14 protein-coding genes and 1 riboswitch are annotated in these 15,631 nt (G+C 66.3%); of the genes, 10 read left to right on the top strand and 4 right to left on the bottom strand.

The annotated features are described in order from the left end of the window. Positions 1 to 38: 38 nt before the first annotated feature. Positions 39 to 1,229 (bottom strand): ROK family transcriptional regulator, encoded by a 1,191-nt coding sequence (locus tag ASG86_RS08425; protein WP_056332466.1) that lies wholly within the window; start codon positions 1,227 to 1,229, stop codon positions 39 to 41. A gap of 239 nt (positions 1,230 to 1,468) precedes the next feature. Here ASG86_RS08425 and ASG86_RS08420 point away from each other — a divergent pair, with 239 nt between their 5' ends. Further along, positions 1,469 to 2,338: a nitrilase-related carbon-nitrogen hydrolase gene (locus ASG86_RS08420; RefSeq protein WP_056332465.1), complete on the top strand. Its 870-nt coding sequence runs from the start codon at positions 1,469 to 1,471 to the stop codon at positions 2,336 to 2,338. A 26-nt stretch (positions 2,339 to 2,364) separates the two neighbouring features. On the opposite strand, the gene ASG86_RS08415 is transcribed toward ASG86_RS08420, so the two are convergent. After that, complete coding sequence (locus ASG86_RS08415) at positions 2,365 to 3,972, bottom strand: PucR family transcriptional regulator (RefSeq protein ID WP_056332958.1); 1,608 nt, start codon at positions 3,970 to 3,972, stop codon at positions 2,365 to 2,367. A gap of 267 nt (positions 3,973 to 4,239) precedes the next feature. Here ASG86_RS08415 and ASG86_RS08410 point away from each other — a divergent pair, with 267 nt between their 5' ends. Both ASG86_RS08410 and ASG86_RS08405 read left to right on the top strand, forming a co-directional pair. Then, a complete protein-coding gene (locus tag ASG86_RS08410) occupies positions 4,240 to 5,670 on the top strand; it encodes an amino acid permease (RefSeq protein WP_235565154.1) in 1,431 nt (476 codons plus the stop codon). Next, positions 5,667 to 7,403: a flavin monoamine oxidase family protein gene (locus tag ASG86_RS08405; RefSeq protein WP_200946200.1), complete on the top strand. Its 1,737-nt coding sequence runs from the start codon at positions 5,667 to 5,669 to the stop codon at positions 7,401 to 7,403. Before ASG86_RS08410 ends, ASG86_RS08405 begins: the two co-directional genes overlap by 4 nt. Here the strand turns inward: ASG86_RS08405 and ASG86_RS08400 are convergent. Together ASG86_RS08400 and purU are read right to left on the bottom strand one after the other, a co-directional pair. Then, positions 7,400 to 7,924, bottom strand: coding sequence for a gamma carbonic anhydrase family protein (locus ASG86_RS08400; protein ID WP_056332464.1), 525 nt, complete (start codon positions 7,922 to 7,924; stop codon positions 7,400 to 7,402). The two genes, ASG86_RS08405 and ASG86_RS08400, sit on opposite strands and share 4 nt — an antisense overlap. An 82-nt stretch (positions 7,925 to 8,006) precedes the next feature. Continuing rightward, positions 8,007 to 8,867: a formyltetrahydrofolate deformylase gene (purU, locus tag ASG86_RS08395; RefSeq protein WP_056332463.1), complete on the bottom strand. Its 861-nt coding sequence runs from the start codon at positions 8,865 to 8,867 to the stop codon at positions 8,007 to 8,009. A 43-nt stretch (positions 8,868 to 8,910) separates the two neighbouring features. Continuing rightward, positions 8,911 to 8,996, top strand: a riboswitch (ZMP/ZTP riboswitch). Between the two features lie 146 nt (positions 8,997 to 9,142). Between purU and glyA the strand changes: the two genes are divergently transcribed. The 7 genes from glyA to ASG86_RS08360 all read left to right on the top strand — a co-directional run bounded on the left by glyA (position 9,143) and on the right by ASG86_RS08360 (position 15,628). Next, positions 9,143 to 10,441 carry a serine hydroxymethyltransferase gene (gene glyA / locus ASG86_RS08390; RefSeq protein ID WP_056332461.1) on the top strand — a complete coding sequence of 433 codons (1,299 nt, stop codon included), beginning with the start codon at positions 9,143 to 9,145 and terminating at the stop codon, positions 10,439 to 10,441. A 4-nt stretch (positions 10,442 to 10,445) separates the two neighbouring features. Further along, a complete protein-coding gene (locus tag ASG86_RS08385) occupies positions 10,446 to 11,348 on the top strand; it encodes a bifunctional methylenetetrahydrofolate dehydrogenase/methenyltetrahydrofolate cyclohydrolase (RefSeq protein WP_056332459.1) in 903 nt (300 codons plus the stop codon). A 159-nt stretch (positions 11,349 to 11,507) separates the two neighbouring features. Beyond that, positions 11,508 to 12,452: an ABC transporter ATP-binding protein gene (locus tag ASG86_RS08380; RefSeq protein ID WP_200946223.1), complete on the top strand. Its 945-nt coding sequence runs from the start codon at positions 11,508 to 11,510 to the stop codon at positions 12,450 to 12,452. Continuing rightward, complete coding sequence (locus ASG86_RS08375) at positions 12,445 to 13,290, top strand: ABC transporter permease (RefSeq protein WP_056332451.1); 846 nt, start codon at positions 12,445 to 12,447, stop codon at positions 13,288 to 13,290. The genes ASG86_RS08380 and ASG86_RS08375 overlap by 8 nt, the downstream gene beginning before the upstream one ends. Continuing rightward, positions 13,287 to 14,159, top strand: a complete 873-nt coding sequence (locus ASG86_RS08370; RefSeq protein WP_056332448.1) for an ABC transporter permease — start codon at positions 13,287 to 13,289, stop codon at positions 14,157 to 14,159. Before ASG86_RS08375 ends, ASG86_RS08370 begins: the two co-directional genes overlap by 4 nt. A 61-nt stretch (positions 14,160 to 14,220) precedes the next feature. Next, positions 14,221 to 14,784: a hypothetical protein gene (locus ASG86_RS08365; protein ID WP_056332446.1), complete on the top strand. Its 564-nt coding sequence runs from the start codon at positions 14,221 to 14,223 to the stop codon at positions 14,782 to 14,784. Positions 14,785 to 14,794: 10 nt separating this feature from the next. After that, a complete protein-coding gene (locus tag ASG86_RS08360; RefSeq protein ID WP_056332950.1) occupies positions 14,795 to 15,628 on the top strand; it encodes an exodeoxyribonuclease III in 834 nt (277 codons plus the stop codon). Positions 15,629 to 15,631: the final 3 nt, after the last annotated feature.

The following is a 15,631-nucleotide window of genomic DNA, read 5'->3' as shown; positions in this document are numbered from 1 at the left end:
GTCAAGTCTTTAACGCAATTGCCGGGTAACGATGTGGTCTAGGACTTTCTGATCCCGGCATGCTGGAAGACCAGGGCGGCTGCCCCGAGGGCCTCAGCCCGGTCTCCCAGGGAGGACATGGTGAGGGTGGTGGTCTCGCCGATAACCGGCACTGCGTGGCGGATGAGGCCCCTCCGGATGGGGTCCAGCAGAATGTCCCCAAGGCCTGCCAGCGGCCCGCCCACCACGATCACCTCGGGATTGATCAGGTTGGCCACGTTGCCCAGCGCGCGGCCTACCGCCAATCCTGCATCGTCCACCACCCGGAGGGTGGCGGAGTCCCGGTTCAGGGCCTTGCGGACAATGTCCGCGGGCGTCAGGGGAGGGTCCTCGCCCCGGCTGAGGAGCTCAATCATGGTGGTGGTGGACGCTATGGTTTCAAGGCATCCGCGGTTGCCGCAACGGCACACCAGGCCCTGCTCGTGGATGGTGGCATGGCCGATTTCGCCGGTGATCCCCACGTTGCCGTAGTAGGGCGAACCGTTGAGGATCAGGCCGGCGCCGATGCCGGATCCGATCTTCAGGAACAGCAGGTTGCTGACCCCCGAATGCTGCCCCCACGTCACCTCGGACCAAGCCCCAAGATTGGCGTCGTTGTCAACAAAGACGGGGATTCTCAAGGTTTCCTCAAGATGCTGAAGGATGTTGATCCCTACCCATTCGGGAAGGATCGCGCCTTGGGCCACCGTCCCGGTCCGCCGGTCGATGGGGCCTGGAATGCCGACGCCGGCGCCCACCACCGAGGTGCGTTCCACCCCGCTTTCCCGGAGGAGTTTCTCCAGCAGGTCCACCGCCGCCCGGATGCCTTCCTCCGCCTGGTGGCCCAAGGGGAGGAGGACCGATTCTTCGGCGATGACGTGGTAGCTGAGCGAGGCCAGTACCACCCGCAGGTGCCGCCGCCCGAAGTCGATTCCCACTGCTACCGCACCGTTGCTGTTGAGCCGAACGTTCAGTGCCCGGCGGCCGGAGCTGGTAATGGGTTCGGTGGACGCCAGGCCGGAGTCCAGCATGATTTTGACGATGTTCGAGACGGTGGCCGTGGAGAGTCCTGTCTGCCGGGCGAGCTCCGCCTGTGTGGACGGGCCGCCCATGAGTGCCTCAATGATCCGCTGCTGGTTCAGCTGCCGCAGGGCGGATTGCGAACCGGGGTTCTTGGGCTTGCTCCTCGTTGAGCGCGTGGTTGCGGACATGCTAAGAAGATTGCCCTATCGCTGCTGTTGTAGTCAAGAAGTTAACGCAAGGCGCCGCGGGTGTGCCGCAAACCGCCTGCCAAATAACGGCTCCGCCGTTTCCGTGCATTCTGTCCCGGGTCCGTCCCTGCCGGGTCCAAACGACCCAGGGTCCTTTCGACGCGGCTGGCTACGCTGGAACATAAGATCAGTCGGCCCTTCCATTTTTTCCATGGACAGGGAAACAGAAGGTGGTAACGATGCTGCTGTCCGTCCTGCAGGCGAACGCTGTGGTCCTGGACGTGGAGGCCAATCTTCGGACCATCGAGGACGCGGCCAGCCGGGCTGCGGATGCGGGCGCGCATCTGCTCCTGACACCGGAGCTGTTCCCCGTGGGCTACGCCCCGCTGCGGGTGCGGGACGAGCTGGACCATGCAAGCCTTCCCGCCATTCGCGAACGGCTGGCCCAGATTGCGCGCCGGAACCGCATTGCACTTGTCTACAGCCTGCCCGCCGAAGCCGCCGGTGGCAGCGGCGGTGGCGTGGAAGCCGCCGGTACCCAAAGCTGGCACATTTCAGCAACCCTGGTGGATGCCGCCGGGACCGAACTCCTCAGGTACGCCAAGGTCCATCTCTTCGGCGACGAGGAACGCAAGGCGTTCGTGGCAGCCGCGCAACCTCCCGCCGTCGTGGACTTCAACGGTGTCCGCACCTCGCTGCTGATCTGCTACGACATCGAGTTCCCCGAGGCCGCCCGGGCAGCAGCCGGCCGCGGCGCGGAACTGCTCCTGGTCCCCACGGCACTGTCCGCCGGTTACGAGGCCGTACCCCAGGTACTCATCCGCGCCCGGGCACTCGAAAGCCAGCTGAACGTGGCATATGCCAACCACTGTGGTTCCGAGGACGCCTACACTTTCGGCGGCGGCAGTGTGGTGGCAGGGCCCGACGGCGGACTCCTCGCCGAAGCAGGCGACGCTCCGGAACTGCTGTTCGCCGAGGTGGGATCGGACGCCGTCCGCGCAGCCAGGGACGACGTGCCGTACCTGCGGGAGCGCCGGCCGGACCTGTACCGGGAATGGGAGGCCGGCATGGCGCCGGAAACAGGCCGGCCCGGAGATAGCACCCCCTAGCCGCCGCTGTCCGCCGCCCCGCCTGGTTAGCCCGCGCCGCCGGTCAGCCCATCGGTGTACTGCAGCGCAATCCATAACTCCGCCCGCACCTGTGCCTGGTTCAGGTCCATCTGGAGCAGCTCGGCGAGGACCCCGATCTGCCGCCGTACGCTGTTGCGGTGGAGACCCAGCAGCTTGGCCGAACCGTCCCAGCTGCCGTTTTCGCCCAGCCAGCCACGGAGGACGGCCAGCAGCGGATCGCGCCGGTCCGGTTCAAGCGCCAGGACCGGATGCAGGAGCCGTTCGGCCAGCAGGGTCCCGGCCTCGCGGCCAAGCAGGCCGGTGACCGACCAGGAGACCTGATCGGCCCGGATGCTTCGTCCGCTTCTCTGGACCCGGCTCCGCAGGGATGTTGCGCGCTGGTACGCCGCGGGAAGGCTGGCCAGCTCGGTGGGTTCGCCAATCACCAGGCGCCATCCGAGCTTCTCGACGTCGGCAAGCAGCGCATCGTCCACCTTGAGCCGGGTCACTGCCGCGAACCCGTAGTCCGTGATCTCCACCAGCTTCGTGTCGAACATCCGCCGCCATTGCAGCAGTTCCCGCACGGGACTCTCTCCCGCCGGCCACTCCGGTGCCTCCACCTTGACGCCCTGGAGGACGCGGATGGGCGCGGACCGGGTGGAGGACAGGCTTTGGGCGAGCAGGTCCTTGAGTCCGTTGAGGTGCTTGGTGTCACCGCCGGCGAGGCTTTCGGGATGCAGCAGGACGGCGGTGGCCAGCTGGCTTGGAGCCAGGGATCCGCTGGTGCGCTGCCGGACCAGCAGTTCCAGCAGTCCCACGGCGGACTGGACCATGTTGTTCTGTGCGGGGGTCAGCGGAACGTCGGAGCCCAGGATCAGGGCGCCGAGATTGGCGTCCCTGGTGCTCCGCAGCGGGTGGCCCACCACCAGCGCCGAGCCGGGTTGGTCAAAGCCATCCATTTCCACGCGGGGGCCGCGGCCGGACAGCAGCCGTTCCAGCATGGGTTCCAGCAGGGAAAGTTCGACGGCGGTGCTGCCGCCGCCACTGGTGCCGCGCGCCCGCACCCGGCCGTCGGCTCCCACCATCACGGCCCAAACGGGCACGCGCTGGACCAGCGCGGCCAGCAGTTCGTGTTCCGGTTTGGGGGAGAGGACGGCGCGCATGAGTTGCCTGTTGGTCTCTGCCAGCTGCCGGAAGACCCTGGCGTTGTCGGTCTCCAGGAGCTGGGAGAACTGCAGGCCGATCGCCGCGAAGGGGAGCGACTCCGGCACTTCGAACAAGGTGAGGTTGTGCCGGCGGCACGCATCGAGGACCACAGCCGGGACAGCGTCGAAGTAGGGCCGGATCCCGAAACCCAGGGCCGCGACCTTGGCGCCGACCAGCCGCCGGACATAAGCGTCAACGCTCGCGGCTGATCCGCCGCCGCCAAGGAAGGGAAGGCCGGCGGTGAGCAGGAACTCGCCTTCCGGAAGGTAGGGCGTGGGGTCCTCCAGTTCGCTGGGCTCAACCCACCGGAGCAGGCGCCCGCCACTGCCGCCGTCGTGAAGCATCTTCAACACCGGCGGCAGCTGGTCGAGGAACTGCTGGAGCGTGACGAAGCTCAGCCGTCCGGACTCGGCGGACTCAGCCGGCATGGTTTGATATATCGGCCCGGCTGCGGCTTTTGCGCTGCGCAACCGCATGGCAGCCCTGTGCATTAAGTCTCATGGTGGACCACTATAAGTCATTTTGCACCGGGCTGAGAGTTGGCTCACATGCCAACCTTGGGGAGGGGAAACGACAACTACTCTGAAGGGACGTCAACGGTGACTGTGCCTGTGACCACCGAAAAAACCATTGCGCCCAGCGTCGGGCGGCCCGGCCTCCGGGCTCAGCTGCTGCGCCGTAAACCGATCGGCCAGATGGTCAGCGAGGCGGGGAGCGGCCAGGGAGGGACAGGACTGGTGCGCAGCTTCGGCGTCCTCCACCTGACCATGATCAGCGTCGGCGCCACGCTGGGAACCGGCATCCTGGTGATCCTTGGGGAGTCGGTTCCGCTCGCCGGCCCGGCCATCTGGGTCTCGTTCGTTATTGCCGGCCTGGCTGCGCTGCTCTCCGCTGTGTCATACGCCGAAATGGCCGGCCTGGTCCCCGTCGCGGGCTCGAGCTACTCCTATTCCTACGCGACCATGGGTGAGGGCATGGCGTGGATCTGCGGGTGGTGCCTTGTCCTGGAATACGCCGTCTCGGTCGCTGCGGTTGCCGTGGGCGCCGGCCAGTATGTCAACGAGACGCTGGCGGTGTTCGGCCAGGTGCTCCCCGATGCCATGTCGCAGCCTCCCGGAGACGGCGGACTGGTGAACCTTCCAGCGATGGCCATCGTGGTGCTGGCCACGGTCCTGCTGGTCCGCGGCGCCCGTGAAAGCGCCTGGATCAACACGGCCATCGTCATCATCAAGGTCGGCATCCTGCTCTTCTTCTGCGCCGTTGCCTTTACCGCCTTCAACGCCGGCAACTTTGAACCGCTCCTGCCCATGGGCGCCGCGGGTGTGTCCGCAGCAGCCTCGCGGGTGTTCTTCTCCTATATTGGCTTCGACGCGGCATCCACTGCCGGTGAAGAGGCAAAGAACCCCAAGCGCGATCTTCCCCGCGCCATCCTGCTGTCCATGGTGATTGTCACCAGCATCTATGTCCTCGTGGCGGTCGCCGCCATCGGCGCCCGGCCCTGGGGCTGGTTCGACGGCACCGAAGCCGCCCTGGTCCAGATCCTGGAGGAGACCACCCACCAGCCATGGATCGCCCTGGTCTTCTCCGTCGGCGCCGTCCTTGCCATCGCCAGCATCGTGCTCACGGTCCTGTACGGCCAGACCCGCATCCTGCTCTCGATGTCCCGGGATGGCCTGGTGCCCAAGGTTTTCGGACGCGTCTCCGCCCGGACCGGCACCCCGGCCGCCGGAACCCTGATTGTTGGCACCGCCGTCGCACTGACTGCGGGGCTGGTCCCGCTCGGCGCCCTCGCCGATGCCACCAGCATCGGAACCCTGTTTGCCTTCGCGCTGGTCAATGTCGCCGTCATCTACCTCCGGCGCAACCGCCCGGACCTGAAGCGCAGCTTCCGGGTGCCGCTGTACCCCGTGACTCCCGTGCTGGGCACGCTGATGTGCGCCTACCTGATGGCCAACCTTGGCGCCGATACCTGGGTTGTCTTCGGCGCCTGGATGCTCGTGGGAATCGCCATCTACTTCGGCTACGGACGCCGGAACTCGAAGGTAGCGGCTCTCAGCGAGTCCAACTACCGTGAACTGACCGCAAAGGCCCCGAGCCAGGAACCTGTGAAAGCAGAACTATCATGACCACCGCTACCGAACTGCCGGCCTTCGACCCCTCCAGCACGTCCGCGGCTCCCACGGATGCCGCCGGACAGGTCCTCGACCGGCACCCGGGCCCCATCACCATGCTGAACCCCGACTTTCCGTTCAGCTATGACCACTACCTGGCCCACCCGGACGGCCTGGGCTCCGTCCCGCCGGAACTGCACGGTACGGAAGTGGCTGTTATCGGCGCCGGTGTCTCCGGCCTGGTGACCGCCTATGAACTGATGAAGCTCGGGCTGCGGCCTGTGGTCTATGAAGCGGACCAAATCGGCGGGCGGCTCCGTACCGCAGCCTTCCCCGCGGCTCCCGGGGTGGTGGCGGACCTGGGCGGCATGCGCTTCCCGGTATCGGGCAAGGCCTTCTACCACTATGTGGACCTGCTGGGCCTGGAGACCCAGGACTTCCCCAACCCGCTCGCCGAGGCTACCTCCAGCACCGTGATCGAACTGGCCGGCAGGAAGCACTACGCGGAGAAGCCGGGGGACCTGCCGCCGTTCTTCCGGGAGGTGGCCGATGCCTGGAAGGCGGCGGTCAATGACGGTGCCAAGTTCGTGGAAATGCAGGAGGCCATCCGTGCCCGGGACATGGCCCGCATCAAGGACCTCTGGAACGAACTGCTCCCGCTCATGGACGAGCAGACCTTTTACGGCTTCATTGCCGCGAGCGAGTCCTTTAAGAAGGCAGGGTTCGCCCACCGGGAGGCCTTTGGCCAGGTGGGGTTCGGCACCGGCGGCTGGGACACCGACTTCCCCAATTCCATCCTGGAAATCCTGCGAGTGGTCTACACCGACGCGGACGACCAGCACCGGTTCATCCGGGGCGGAGCGCAGCGGCTCCCCGAGGCACTGTGGCAGCACGCGCCGTCGGACATGGTGCACTGGCCAGCCGGCACCTCCCTTGCGTCGCTGCACTCCGGCTCGCCCCGCGGAGCCGTGGGAAGGATCAGCCGCGACCCCGACGGGAATCTGCGGATCCGCGAACGCTGGGGCCGCGAGGCCAGCTACCCTGCCGTGGTGACCACCTGCCAGTCCTGGCTGCTGTCCACCCGGATCCACACGGAGGAGGCGTTGTTCCCGGCCGAGCTCTGGACCGCGATGGAGAAATCGCACTACATGCAGTCCTCCAAGACGTTCGTCATGGTGGACCGGCCGTTCTGGAAGGACACCGACCCGGACACCGGCAACGAGGTCCTGTCCATGACGCTGACCGACAGGTTGAACCGGGCCACCTACCTGCTGGACAACGGCCCCGACCAGCCCGCCGTCATCCTGCTCTCCTACACCTGGAACGACGACGCGCTGAAGTGGCTGGCGCTGGACGCGGACGAACGCGTGGAACTGATGCTGCACTCGCTGGAGCAGATCTACCCGGGTGTGGACATCGCCGGCCACATCGTGGGGCAGCCCATCACCGTGTCCTGGGAGGCGGACCCCAACTTCATGGGCGCCTTCAAGGCCAACCTGCCCGGGCACTACCGCTACCAGCAGCGGCTGTTCACGCACTTCAAGCAGGACAAGCTGCCGGAGTCCCAGCGCGGCATCTTCCTGGCCGGCGATGACGTCTCCTTCACCGCCGGCTGGGCCGAGGGGGCGGTCACCACGGGGCTGAACGCCGTATGGGGCGTCGTGAAGCACCTGGGCGGGTCAGCCGCGCCGGGCAACCCCGGCCCGGGCGACCTGCTGGACGAGTTCGGCCCGATCAGCCTGGACTAACTGTGGGAGTGCAGCTCGCGGTGCTTCGCCGCGAGTTCCACGTAGCGTGTGGCGTTGGCGCGGACGCCGTCGAACTCTTCATCCGAGAGTTCGCGGCGCACCTTGGCGGGCACGCCCGCTACCAGTGACCGGGGCGGAACCACCGTTCCTTCGAGCACGACGGCGCCGGCCGCCACCAGCGAGCCGGCGCCGATCACCGCGCCGTTGAGGACGGTGGCGCCCATCCCGATGAGGCAGTCGTCCTCCACAGTGCAGCCGTGCACGACGGCGGCGTGCCCCACGCTGACCCGTTCGCCCACCGTGCAGGGGAAGCCGGGGTCGGCGTGCAGCACCACGTTGTCCTGCAGGTTGCTGCCGGCACCCACGGTGATGGCCGCGGTGTCGGCGCGGACGGAGACGCCATAGAAGGCGCTGGAATCCGGGCCCAGGGCGGCGTTGCCAATGATCGACGCCGACGGGGCGACGAATGCCGAGTCATGGACAGCCGGTGAGTTTCCGGCGAAAGGGTACAGAGGAGCCATGGGTTCACCCTAAGCCACCCCTGCCCCCAACTGAGTAGCAGCAGATGCCGTTTTGGGGCCCCAAAACGGCATCTGCTGCTACTTAGTTGAAGACCACCGTCCGGTTGCCGTCCAGGAGCACCCGGTGCTCGGCGTGCCACTGCACGGCCTGGACCAGGGTACGGCCCTCGACATCGCGGCCCATCTGCACGAACTGCTCAGGGGTGCGGGCATGGTCCACCCGGATGACTTCCTGTTCGATGATCGGGCCCTCATCCAGGGCAGCCGTCACATAGTGTGCCGTGGCACCGATCAGCTTGACGCCACGGGCGTGGGCCTGGTGGTACGGCTTGGCGCCCTTGAAGGACGGCAGGAACGAGTGGTGGATGTTGATGGCCTTGCCGGTCAGCTCGGTGCAGAGTTCGTCGGAGAGGATCTGCATGTAGCGGGCCAGGACGGTCAGCTCGATATCGTGCTCGGCGATGATGGCCCGCAGCTTGTCCTCCGCCTGGACCTTGGTGTCCCTGGTCACCGGGATGTAGTGGAACGGGATGCCGTAGAACTCGGCCAGCCCGGCGAGGTCCTGGTGGTTGGACACGATTGCGGGAATCTCGATGGGAAGGGTGCCGGAGCGCTGCTGGAACAGCAGGTCGTTGAGGCAATGGGCCGAGGTGCTGGCCATCACCAGGGTGCGGACCTTGTCGCCCACAGTATTAAGGTTCCACTGCATGGAGAAGGCCTCGGCCACCGGCTCCAGCGCGGCACGCAGTTCGGACTTGGCAGCTGCCGTGGTCACCTCAACCCGCATGAAGAAGTTCCCGGTTGAAGGGCTGCCGTACTGCTGCGAATCCATGATGTTGCACCCTGCCACCAGCAGTGCTCCGGCCACCGCGTGGACGATTCCGGGACGGTCCGGGCAGGACAGGGTTACAACGTACGCTTGGTTCAGCTGCTCTTCATTCACGCGTAATAGCCTACCCGCGCTGCGGGCGCCGGTTTTGGTAGGCTGGGGTGGTCGCAACTGGCGTTGGGTGGCTAACCACCAGGGAGCGGCAATCACGAAGACCACGGATCGTACGCCTGGGCCGAGGGTCATGTCTTGCCGGAATTGGGGCTGCACCCGCGTCAGCACAGCAGCGCCATGGCCGCTCTTTCACGTCCCGTCACATGGGGGTGTGAAGTTGCGTAAGCCGGTAGCCTGACCTAAGCAGTGCCCGTATCCCTAGCCAGGAGTTCTTCGTGACTACTACAGCCACCTCAACAACAGCCGTCAGCAATCAGCCGCTGGCCGAGCTTGACCCCGAAATCGCCGCCGTCCTGGACCAGGAGCTCGGCCGCCAGCGAGGCACGCTGGAAATGATCGCCTCCGAGAACTTTGCACCCCGCGCCGTGATGGAAGCCCAAGGCTCCGTCCTCACCAACAAGTACGCCGAGGGCTACCCCGGCCGCCGCTACTACGGCGGCTGCGAATACGTGGACGTTGCAGAGCAGCTGGCCATCGACAGGGTCAAGGGACTGTTCGGCGCCGAATACGCCAACGTCCAGCCGCACTCCGGCGCGCAGGCCAACGCTGCCGCACTTTCCGCCATGATCACCCCGGGCGACAAGATCCTGGGCCTGTCCCTGGCCCACGGCGGCCACCTCACCCACGGCATGAAGCTGAACTTCTCGGGCAAGCTGTACCAGGTTGCCGCGTACCAGGTCGAGGAAGACAACTTCCGCATCGACATGGACAAGCTCCGCGAGCAGGCCATCGCCGAGAAGCCGCAGGTGATCATCGCCGGCTGGTCCGCCTACCCGCGCCACCTGGACTTCGCCGCCTTCCGCTCCATCGCCGATGAAGTGGGAGCACTGCTCTGGACCGACATGGCACACTTCGCCGGCCTGGTGGCCGCCGGACTGCACCCGAGCCCGGTGCCGCACTCCGACGTCGTCACCTCCACCGTGCACAAGACCCTGGCTGGTCCCCGCTCGGGCGTGATCCTGGCCAAGGAACAGTGGGCCAAGAAGCTGAACTCCAGCGTCTTCCCGGGCCAGCAGGGCGGGCCGCTGATGCACGTCATCGCCGCCAAGGCTGTGGCCTTCAAGATCGCCGGCACCCAGGAATTCAAGGAACGCCAGGAGCGCGTCCTCGAAGGCGCCCGGATCATCGCCGACCGCCTCAACCAGTCCGACGTATCAGAAGCGGGTGTCTCCGTCCTCACGGGCGGCACGGACGTCCACCTGGTGCTCGTGGACCTGCGGAACTCGCAGCTGGACGGCCAGCAGGCCGAGGACCTCCTGCACTCGGTGGGCATCACGGTCAACCGCAACGCCGTTCCGTTCGACCCCCGCCCGCCGATGGTCACCTCCGGCCTGCGCATCGGCACCCCGGCCCTGGCCACCCGCGGTTTCGGCGCTGCCGAATTCACCGAGGTTGCCGAGATCATCGCCACCGCCCTCAAGGCCGGCAACAGCACCGACGTCGAGGCCCTGCAGGTACGCGTGGACAAGCTGGCAGCCGACTTCCCGCTCTACCCCCAGCACGAGCAGTGGTGATCCCATGACTGAAACCACCACCGCACAGATCCTTGACGGCAAGGCTACCGCTGCCGCCATCAAGGCCGAGCTGACCGAACGCGTGGCCGCACTCAAGGCCAGGGGCGTCACTCCCGGCATCGCCACCGTACTGGTGGGCGCGGACCCTGCCTCGCAGCTGTACGTCTCCATGAAGCACAAGCAGTCTGAGCAGATCGGGATGAACTCCATCCAGCGCGAGCTCCCGGCCGATGCCACCCAGGAGCAGGTGGAGGCCCTCATTGATGAACTCAATGCGGATCCGGCCTGCCACGGCTACATCGTGCAGTTGCCGCTGCCCAAGCACCTGGACCAGGACGCCATCCTGGAGCGCATCGATCCCGCCAAGGATGCCGACGGCCTGCACCCGACCAACCTCGGCAGGCTCGTGTTGAACGTCAACAACAAGATCGACACGCCCCTGCCGTGCACGCCCCGCGGGGTCATCGAGCTCCTGGAGCGGAACGGCTACAGCCTGGCAGGCAAGCATGTTGTGGTGGTGGGGCGCGGCGTCACCATCGGCCGCTCAATCGGCCTGCTGCTCACGCGGCGGGACGTGAATGCCACCGTGACCCTGACCCACACCGGTACGAAGAACCTGTCGGTGCTGCTGCGGCAGGCGGACGTCATTGTGGGCGCCGCCGGCGTGAAGCACATCGTCAAGGCCTCGGACGTGAAGCCGGGCGCGGCGTTGCTGGATGTCGGGGTTACCCGCGAGACCGATCCGGAGACGGGCAAGAGCCGCGTCTACGGCGACATCGATCCCGCCGCGGCCGACGTCGCCGGCTGGATTTCGCCGAACCCCGGCGGCGTGGGTCCCATGACCGTGGCGCTGCTGATGACCAACGTGGTGGAGGCTGCGGAACGCGCCGCAGCCCAGGCACGCTAGTCCCGGCATTAAACGTCCGACGGCGGTACGGCACCTTTCGCATGGAAGGCGCCGTACCGCCGTCGTCCGTTTAAAAAGGAACCTGCAAGCACACTTCCGGATGCGTCCCGCCTCCACTAGTCTGCACAGGTGCACAACCACGCCCTGACCTCCTCCGGAATGCTCACCGGAGACCCGCAGTCCGGCACCGTCATCTCCGCCGCGAACCTGGTCAAGACCTATGGTGACGCGGCCGCTGTGGACGGCATCTCCTTCAGCGTGCCCGCGGGGGAGTCCTTCGGACTGCTGGGACCCAACGGAGCGGGCAAATCCACCACCATGAAGATGATCGGCGGTGTGACCCGCCGGACCGCTGGACAGCTAAGCATCATGGGCCTGGACCCGGACACGCACGGGCCGGAGGTGCGCGCCCACCTGGGCGTGGTGCCGCAGCAGGACAACCTGGATGAGGAACTGCGCGTCCGCGACAACCTGCTGGTCTACGGCCGGTACTTCGGTCTGCCCATGAGCTACCTGAAACCCAAGGCCGACGAACTGCTGGAGTTTGCCCAGCTGACGGACAAGGCCAGGTCCAAGGTGGACGCGCTCTCCGGCGGCATGAAGCGCCGGCTCACCATCGCCCGTTCCCTGATCAACGAACCGCGGATCCTGCTCCTGGACGAGCCCACCACCGGGCTGGATCCGCAGGCCAGGCACATCCTGTGGGACCGGCTGTTCCGGCTCAAGGAGCAGGGCGTCACCCTGATCCTGACCACGCATTACATGGACGAGGCAGAGCAGCTCTGTGACCGGCTGATCGTGGTGGACAAGGGCCGGATCATGGCTGAGGGTTCACCCGCGCAGCTGATCCGGGAGCATTCCACCCGGGAGGTGGTGGAGCTGCGCTTCGGTTCCGAGCGGAACGCCACCATTGGGGCGCAGCTGGAAGGGATCGGGGAGCGTCTTGAGGTGCTGCCGGACCGGGTGCTTGTCTACGCGCACGACGGCGAGTCAGCCCTTGAGCAGGTATCGGCCCGCGGCCTGAGGCCGCTGACATCGCTGGTCCGCAGGTCATCCCTGGAGGACGTGTTCCTTCGGCTCACCGGCAGGAGCCTCGTTGACTGAGGAATCGTTGGTGGGCGCGGGCCGCCGTGCCCACGGCCCTGCCGTCGCGGCTGCGAAGGCCCGGCGCTGGGGCGCCTTCTACTATGCCGAACAGGTGCTGCGGGTGATGAAGGGCTACACCTGGTCCATCCTCATGTACAGCGTGGGCCAGCCGGTGGCGTACCTGTTCGCGATGGGAGTTGGCCTGGCCAGCTTGGTGGACACAGGCAACGCGGCCATCGGCGGGGTGTCCTACCTGGTCTTCATCGCCCCTGCGCTGCTGGTGTCGGCCGCCGTGATGACTGCGGCCAACGAGTTCACGTTTCCGGTGATGGCCGGATTCAAGTGGCGCCGGACGTACTTCGGGCCGCACGCCTCGCCGCTCACCCCGGGACAGATCGCTGCCGGGCACATCATGGCTGTAACGCTGCGCCTGGTGCTGCAGTCGGCCCTGTACTTTGCAGCGGTGGTGTTGTTTGGGGCCTCGCCCTCGGAATGGGGCTGGGCCGGGATCCTGGTGGCCACCCTGACGGGACTGGCCTTCGGGCTGCCGCTGATGGCCTATTCTGCTTCGATCACCGAGGACAAGGGCCAGTTCGCGCTGGTGATGCGGTTCATCGTAATGCCGCTCTTCCTGTTTTCCGGGACGTTCTTTCCGCTGGACAACCTGCCGCCGGCCGTCCGCTGGGTGGGGTGGATCTCGCCCATCTGGCATGGCACGGAACTGGGCCGGGTGCTCAGCTTCGGTTACGGGGAACCGCCGCTTCTCACAGTCCTGCACGTCGCTGTCCTGGCGGGGATGGCAGTCACTGGCTGGGTCCTGACGCGGCGGCGGTTTGCCCTGAGGATGGGCCAGTGAGCACACTTTCCGATCCCGCCGGTGGCACCGGCGGAGGGGTCCCCGGAGACGCCCCGCGAAGTGCGGCGGAGCAGGCGCGCAGCCGCACGTTCGGACCCCTGTATTCGCACAACGCCAGGGCGGTGATTGCCCGCGGCCTGATGGCCACCCGGAGCAGCAACTGGCTGGTGATGGTGTCCGGCTTCTTCGAACCGGTACTGTTCCTTATTTCCATGGGGGTGGGACTGGGCGGCCTCGTGGGCGATGTCCAGGGGCCCGACGGCACCACCATCAGCTATGCGGCCTACATCGCGCCGGCGCTGCTGGCCGTCTCCGCGATGAACGGCGCGGTCTATGACTCCACCTGGAACGTGTTCTTCAAGATGAACTTTGCCAAGCTCTACCAGGGGATGCTGTACACGTCGCTGGGTCCGCTGGATGTGGCGCTGGGCGAGATCTTCCTGGCCCTGCTGCGGGGAATGCTTTACGCCACCGGCTTCACGGCGGTGATGGGCGTCATGGGACTGATCACCACGGCCTGGGCGGTGCTGATGATTCCTGCGTCGGTGTTGATCGCCTTTGGGTTCGCCAGCCTGGGCATGGGCATCACCAGTTTCCTCAAGACCTTCCAGCAGATGGACTGGATCAACTTCATCCTGCTGCCCATGTTCCTCTTCAGTGCCACGTTCTACCCGCTCAGCGTCTACCCGCAGCCCATCCAGTGGTTCATCCAGGCCATGCCGCTCTGGCACGGCGTGGAACTGCTGCGGCAGATCAGCGTCGGCAGTTTTACGGTTGCCACGCCGGTGCATGTTGGCTACTACCTGGTGATGACCGCCGCCGGCATGCTGCTGACCACCCTGCGCCTGCGAAGCCTGTTCCTGAAGTAGCCCTGTTCGCCGGGGGTGGAAGGCGGCGGGAGCACAGTGCGCTGTTTGAGACAATAGCTGCATGCGAACTTTGGGCAGCTCCTCGTCATCCTCCAAACCCGCCCGTGGCGGTTTTTCGATGTTCCGGATCAGCGGGCCGGGCCTGATGGTCCTGGTGACGGCGTTCATCGTTGCCGTCATCTTCGCTGCGAACCAGAACGACGTCGTGGGCTGGGTCGTCGCCGTCATTGCCGCCTTCTGGCTGGCGCTGGCTGCGTTCGTTGTCTTCAGCATCCAGCGTGCCGCCAAGAAGGCCGGTGCCAAGCTGTCCGAGGCCCAGAGCGCCTTCAACACCGCAACGGGCCGGATACCGGCGCGCCAGTCCGCCGACCACGGCGGCACCCAGGTGGTCTACGAACGTTCCGAGGCCGACGAGGTGCGGGACCTGAAGCTTGACCACTCCTTCAAGATCGTCCAGGTGCAGGTCCGTGTGGTGGAGGAGGAGCGCGCCAAGGGCGCCGCCGCCAACCAGGACACCATCAACCGCGCCCTTGAGACCATCGAGATCACAGCCACGAATGCCAGGGACATGATCAAGTCCGCCGGCGGCAGCGGGGAGCCGGTGACCGGAACCATCATCGACTAGAGTGGAGCGGGTGAGCTCGGCATTGAAGAAGGACCACCTTCGCATCGCATCCGTTAACGTAAACGGCCTCCGGGCTGCCTACAAGAACGGCATGGCGGCATGGTTGGAGCCGCGCGAAGTGGACATCCTCTGCCTGCAGGAAGTCCGCGCACCTGATGCCATCGTCCGGCAGCTGCTGGGGGAGGGCTGGCATATCCTGCACGCCGAGGCCGAAGCGAAAGGCCGTGCCGGCGTCGCCATAGCCTCCCGGGAAGAGCCGCTGGACACCAGGAACGGCATCGGGGACGACTACTTCGCCACCGCCGGACGCTGGGTCGAAGCCGATTTCCGCGTCCGCGATTCCGCAGGGAACCCCGTGCAGCTCACCGTTGCCAGTGCCTACGTGCACTCCGGTGAAGTAGGGACTCCAAAACAGGATGACAAATTCCGCTTCCTGGACGTCATGAGCACCCGCCTGCCCGAGCTGACCAAGCACAGCGACCATGCATTGGTGGTGGGAGACCTGAATGTTGCCCACACGCCCCGGGACATCAGGAACTCCAAGGGCAACCTGAAGAAGGCCGGGCACCTGCCGGAAGAACGTGCCTACTTCGACCGGTTCTTTGGCGAGGAGATCGGCTGGCATGACGTCCACCGGACCCTTGCCGGCGACATCGACGGGCCGTACACGTGGTGGTCCTGGCGCGGCAAGGCATTCGACAATGACACCGGTTGGCGCATCGACTACCACATGGCCACTCCCGAACTGGCGGCGTCCGCCATTACGGCTGTGGTGGACCGTGCAGCCTCCTGGGACACCCGCTTCTCCGATCACGCCCCGCTGGTAGTGGACTACCAGCTCTAAGCC

It is taken from the genome of Arthrobacter sp. Soil764 (genome assembly GCF_001428075.1).
Lineage (GTDB): Bacteria > Actinomycetota > Actinomycetes > Actinomycetales > Micrococcaceae > Arthrobacter.
The sequence above is the reverse complement of the archived record's forward strand: the minus strand, read 5'-3'. Positions and strand labels throughout refer to the sequence as shown.

Bases quoted from the DNA above. Each gene is read 5' to 3' on its own strand.
- ASG86_RS08425 (WP_056332466.1), bottom strand. From the start codon at position 1,229: ATGTCCGCAACCACGCGCTCAACGAGGAGCAAGCCCAAGAACCCCGGT.
- ASG86_RS08385 (WP_056332459.1), top strand. From the start codon at position 10,446: ATGACTGAAACCACCACCGCACAGATCCTTGACGGCAAGGCTACCGCT.
- ASG86_RS08415 (WP_056332958.1), bottom strand. From the start codon at position 3,972: ATGCCGGCTGAGTCCGCCGAGTCCGGACGGCTGAGCTTCGTCACGCTC.
- ASG86_RS08410 (WP_235565154.1), top strand. From the start codon at position 4,240: ATGGTCAGCGAGGCGGGGAGCGGCCAGGGAGGGACAGGACTGGTGCGC.
- ASG86_RS08405 (WP_200946200.1), top strand. From the start codon at position 5,667: ATGACCACCGCTACCGAACTGCCGGCCTTCGACCCCTCCAGCACGTCC.
- ASG86_RS08365 (WP_056332446.1), top strand. From the start codon at position 14,221: ATGCGAACTTTGGGCAGCTCCTCGTCATCCTCCAAACCCGCCCGTGGC.
- ASG86_RS08420 (WP_056332465.1), top strand. From the start codon at position 1,469: ATGCTGCTGTCCGTCCTGCAGGCGAACGCTGTGGTCCTGGACGTGGAG.
- ASG86_RS08380 (WP_200946223.1), top strand. From the start codon at position 11,508: ATGCTCACCGGAGACCCGCAGTCCGGCACCGTCATCTCCGCCGCGAAC.
- ASG86_RS08400 (WP_056332464.1), bottom strand. From the start codon at position 7,924: ATGGCTCCTCTGTACCCTTTCGCCGGAAACTCACCGGCTGTCCATGAC.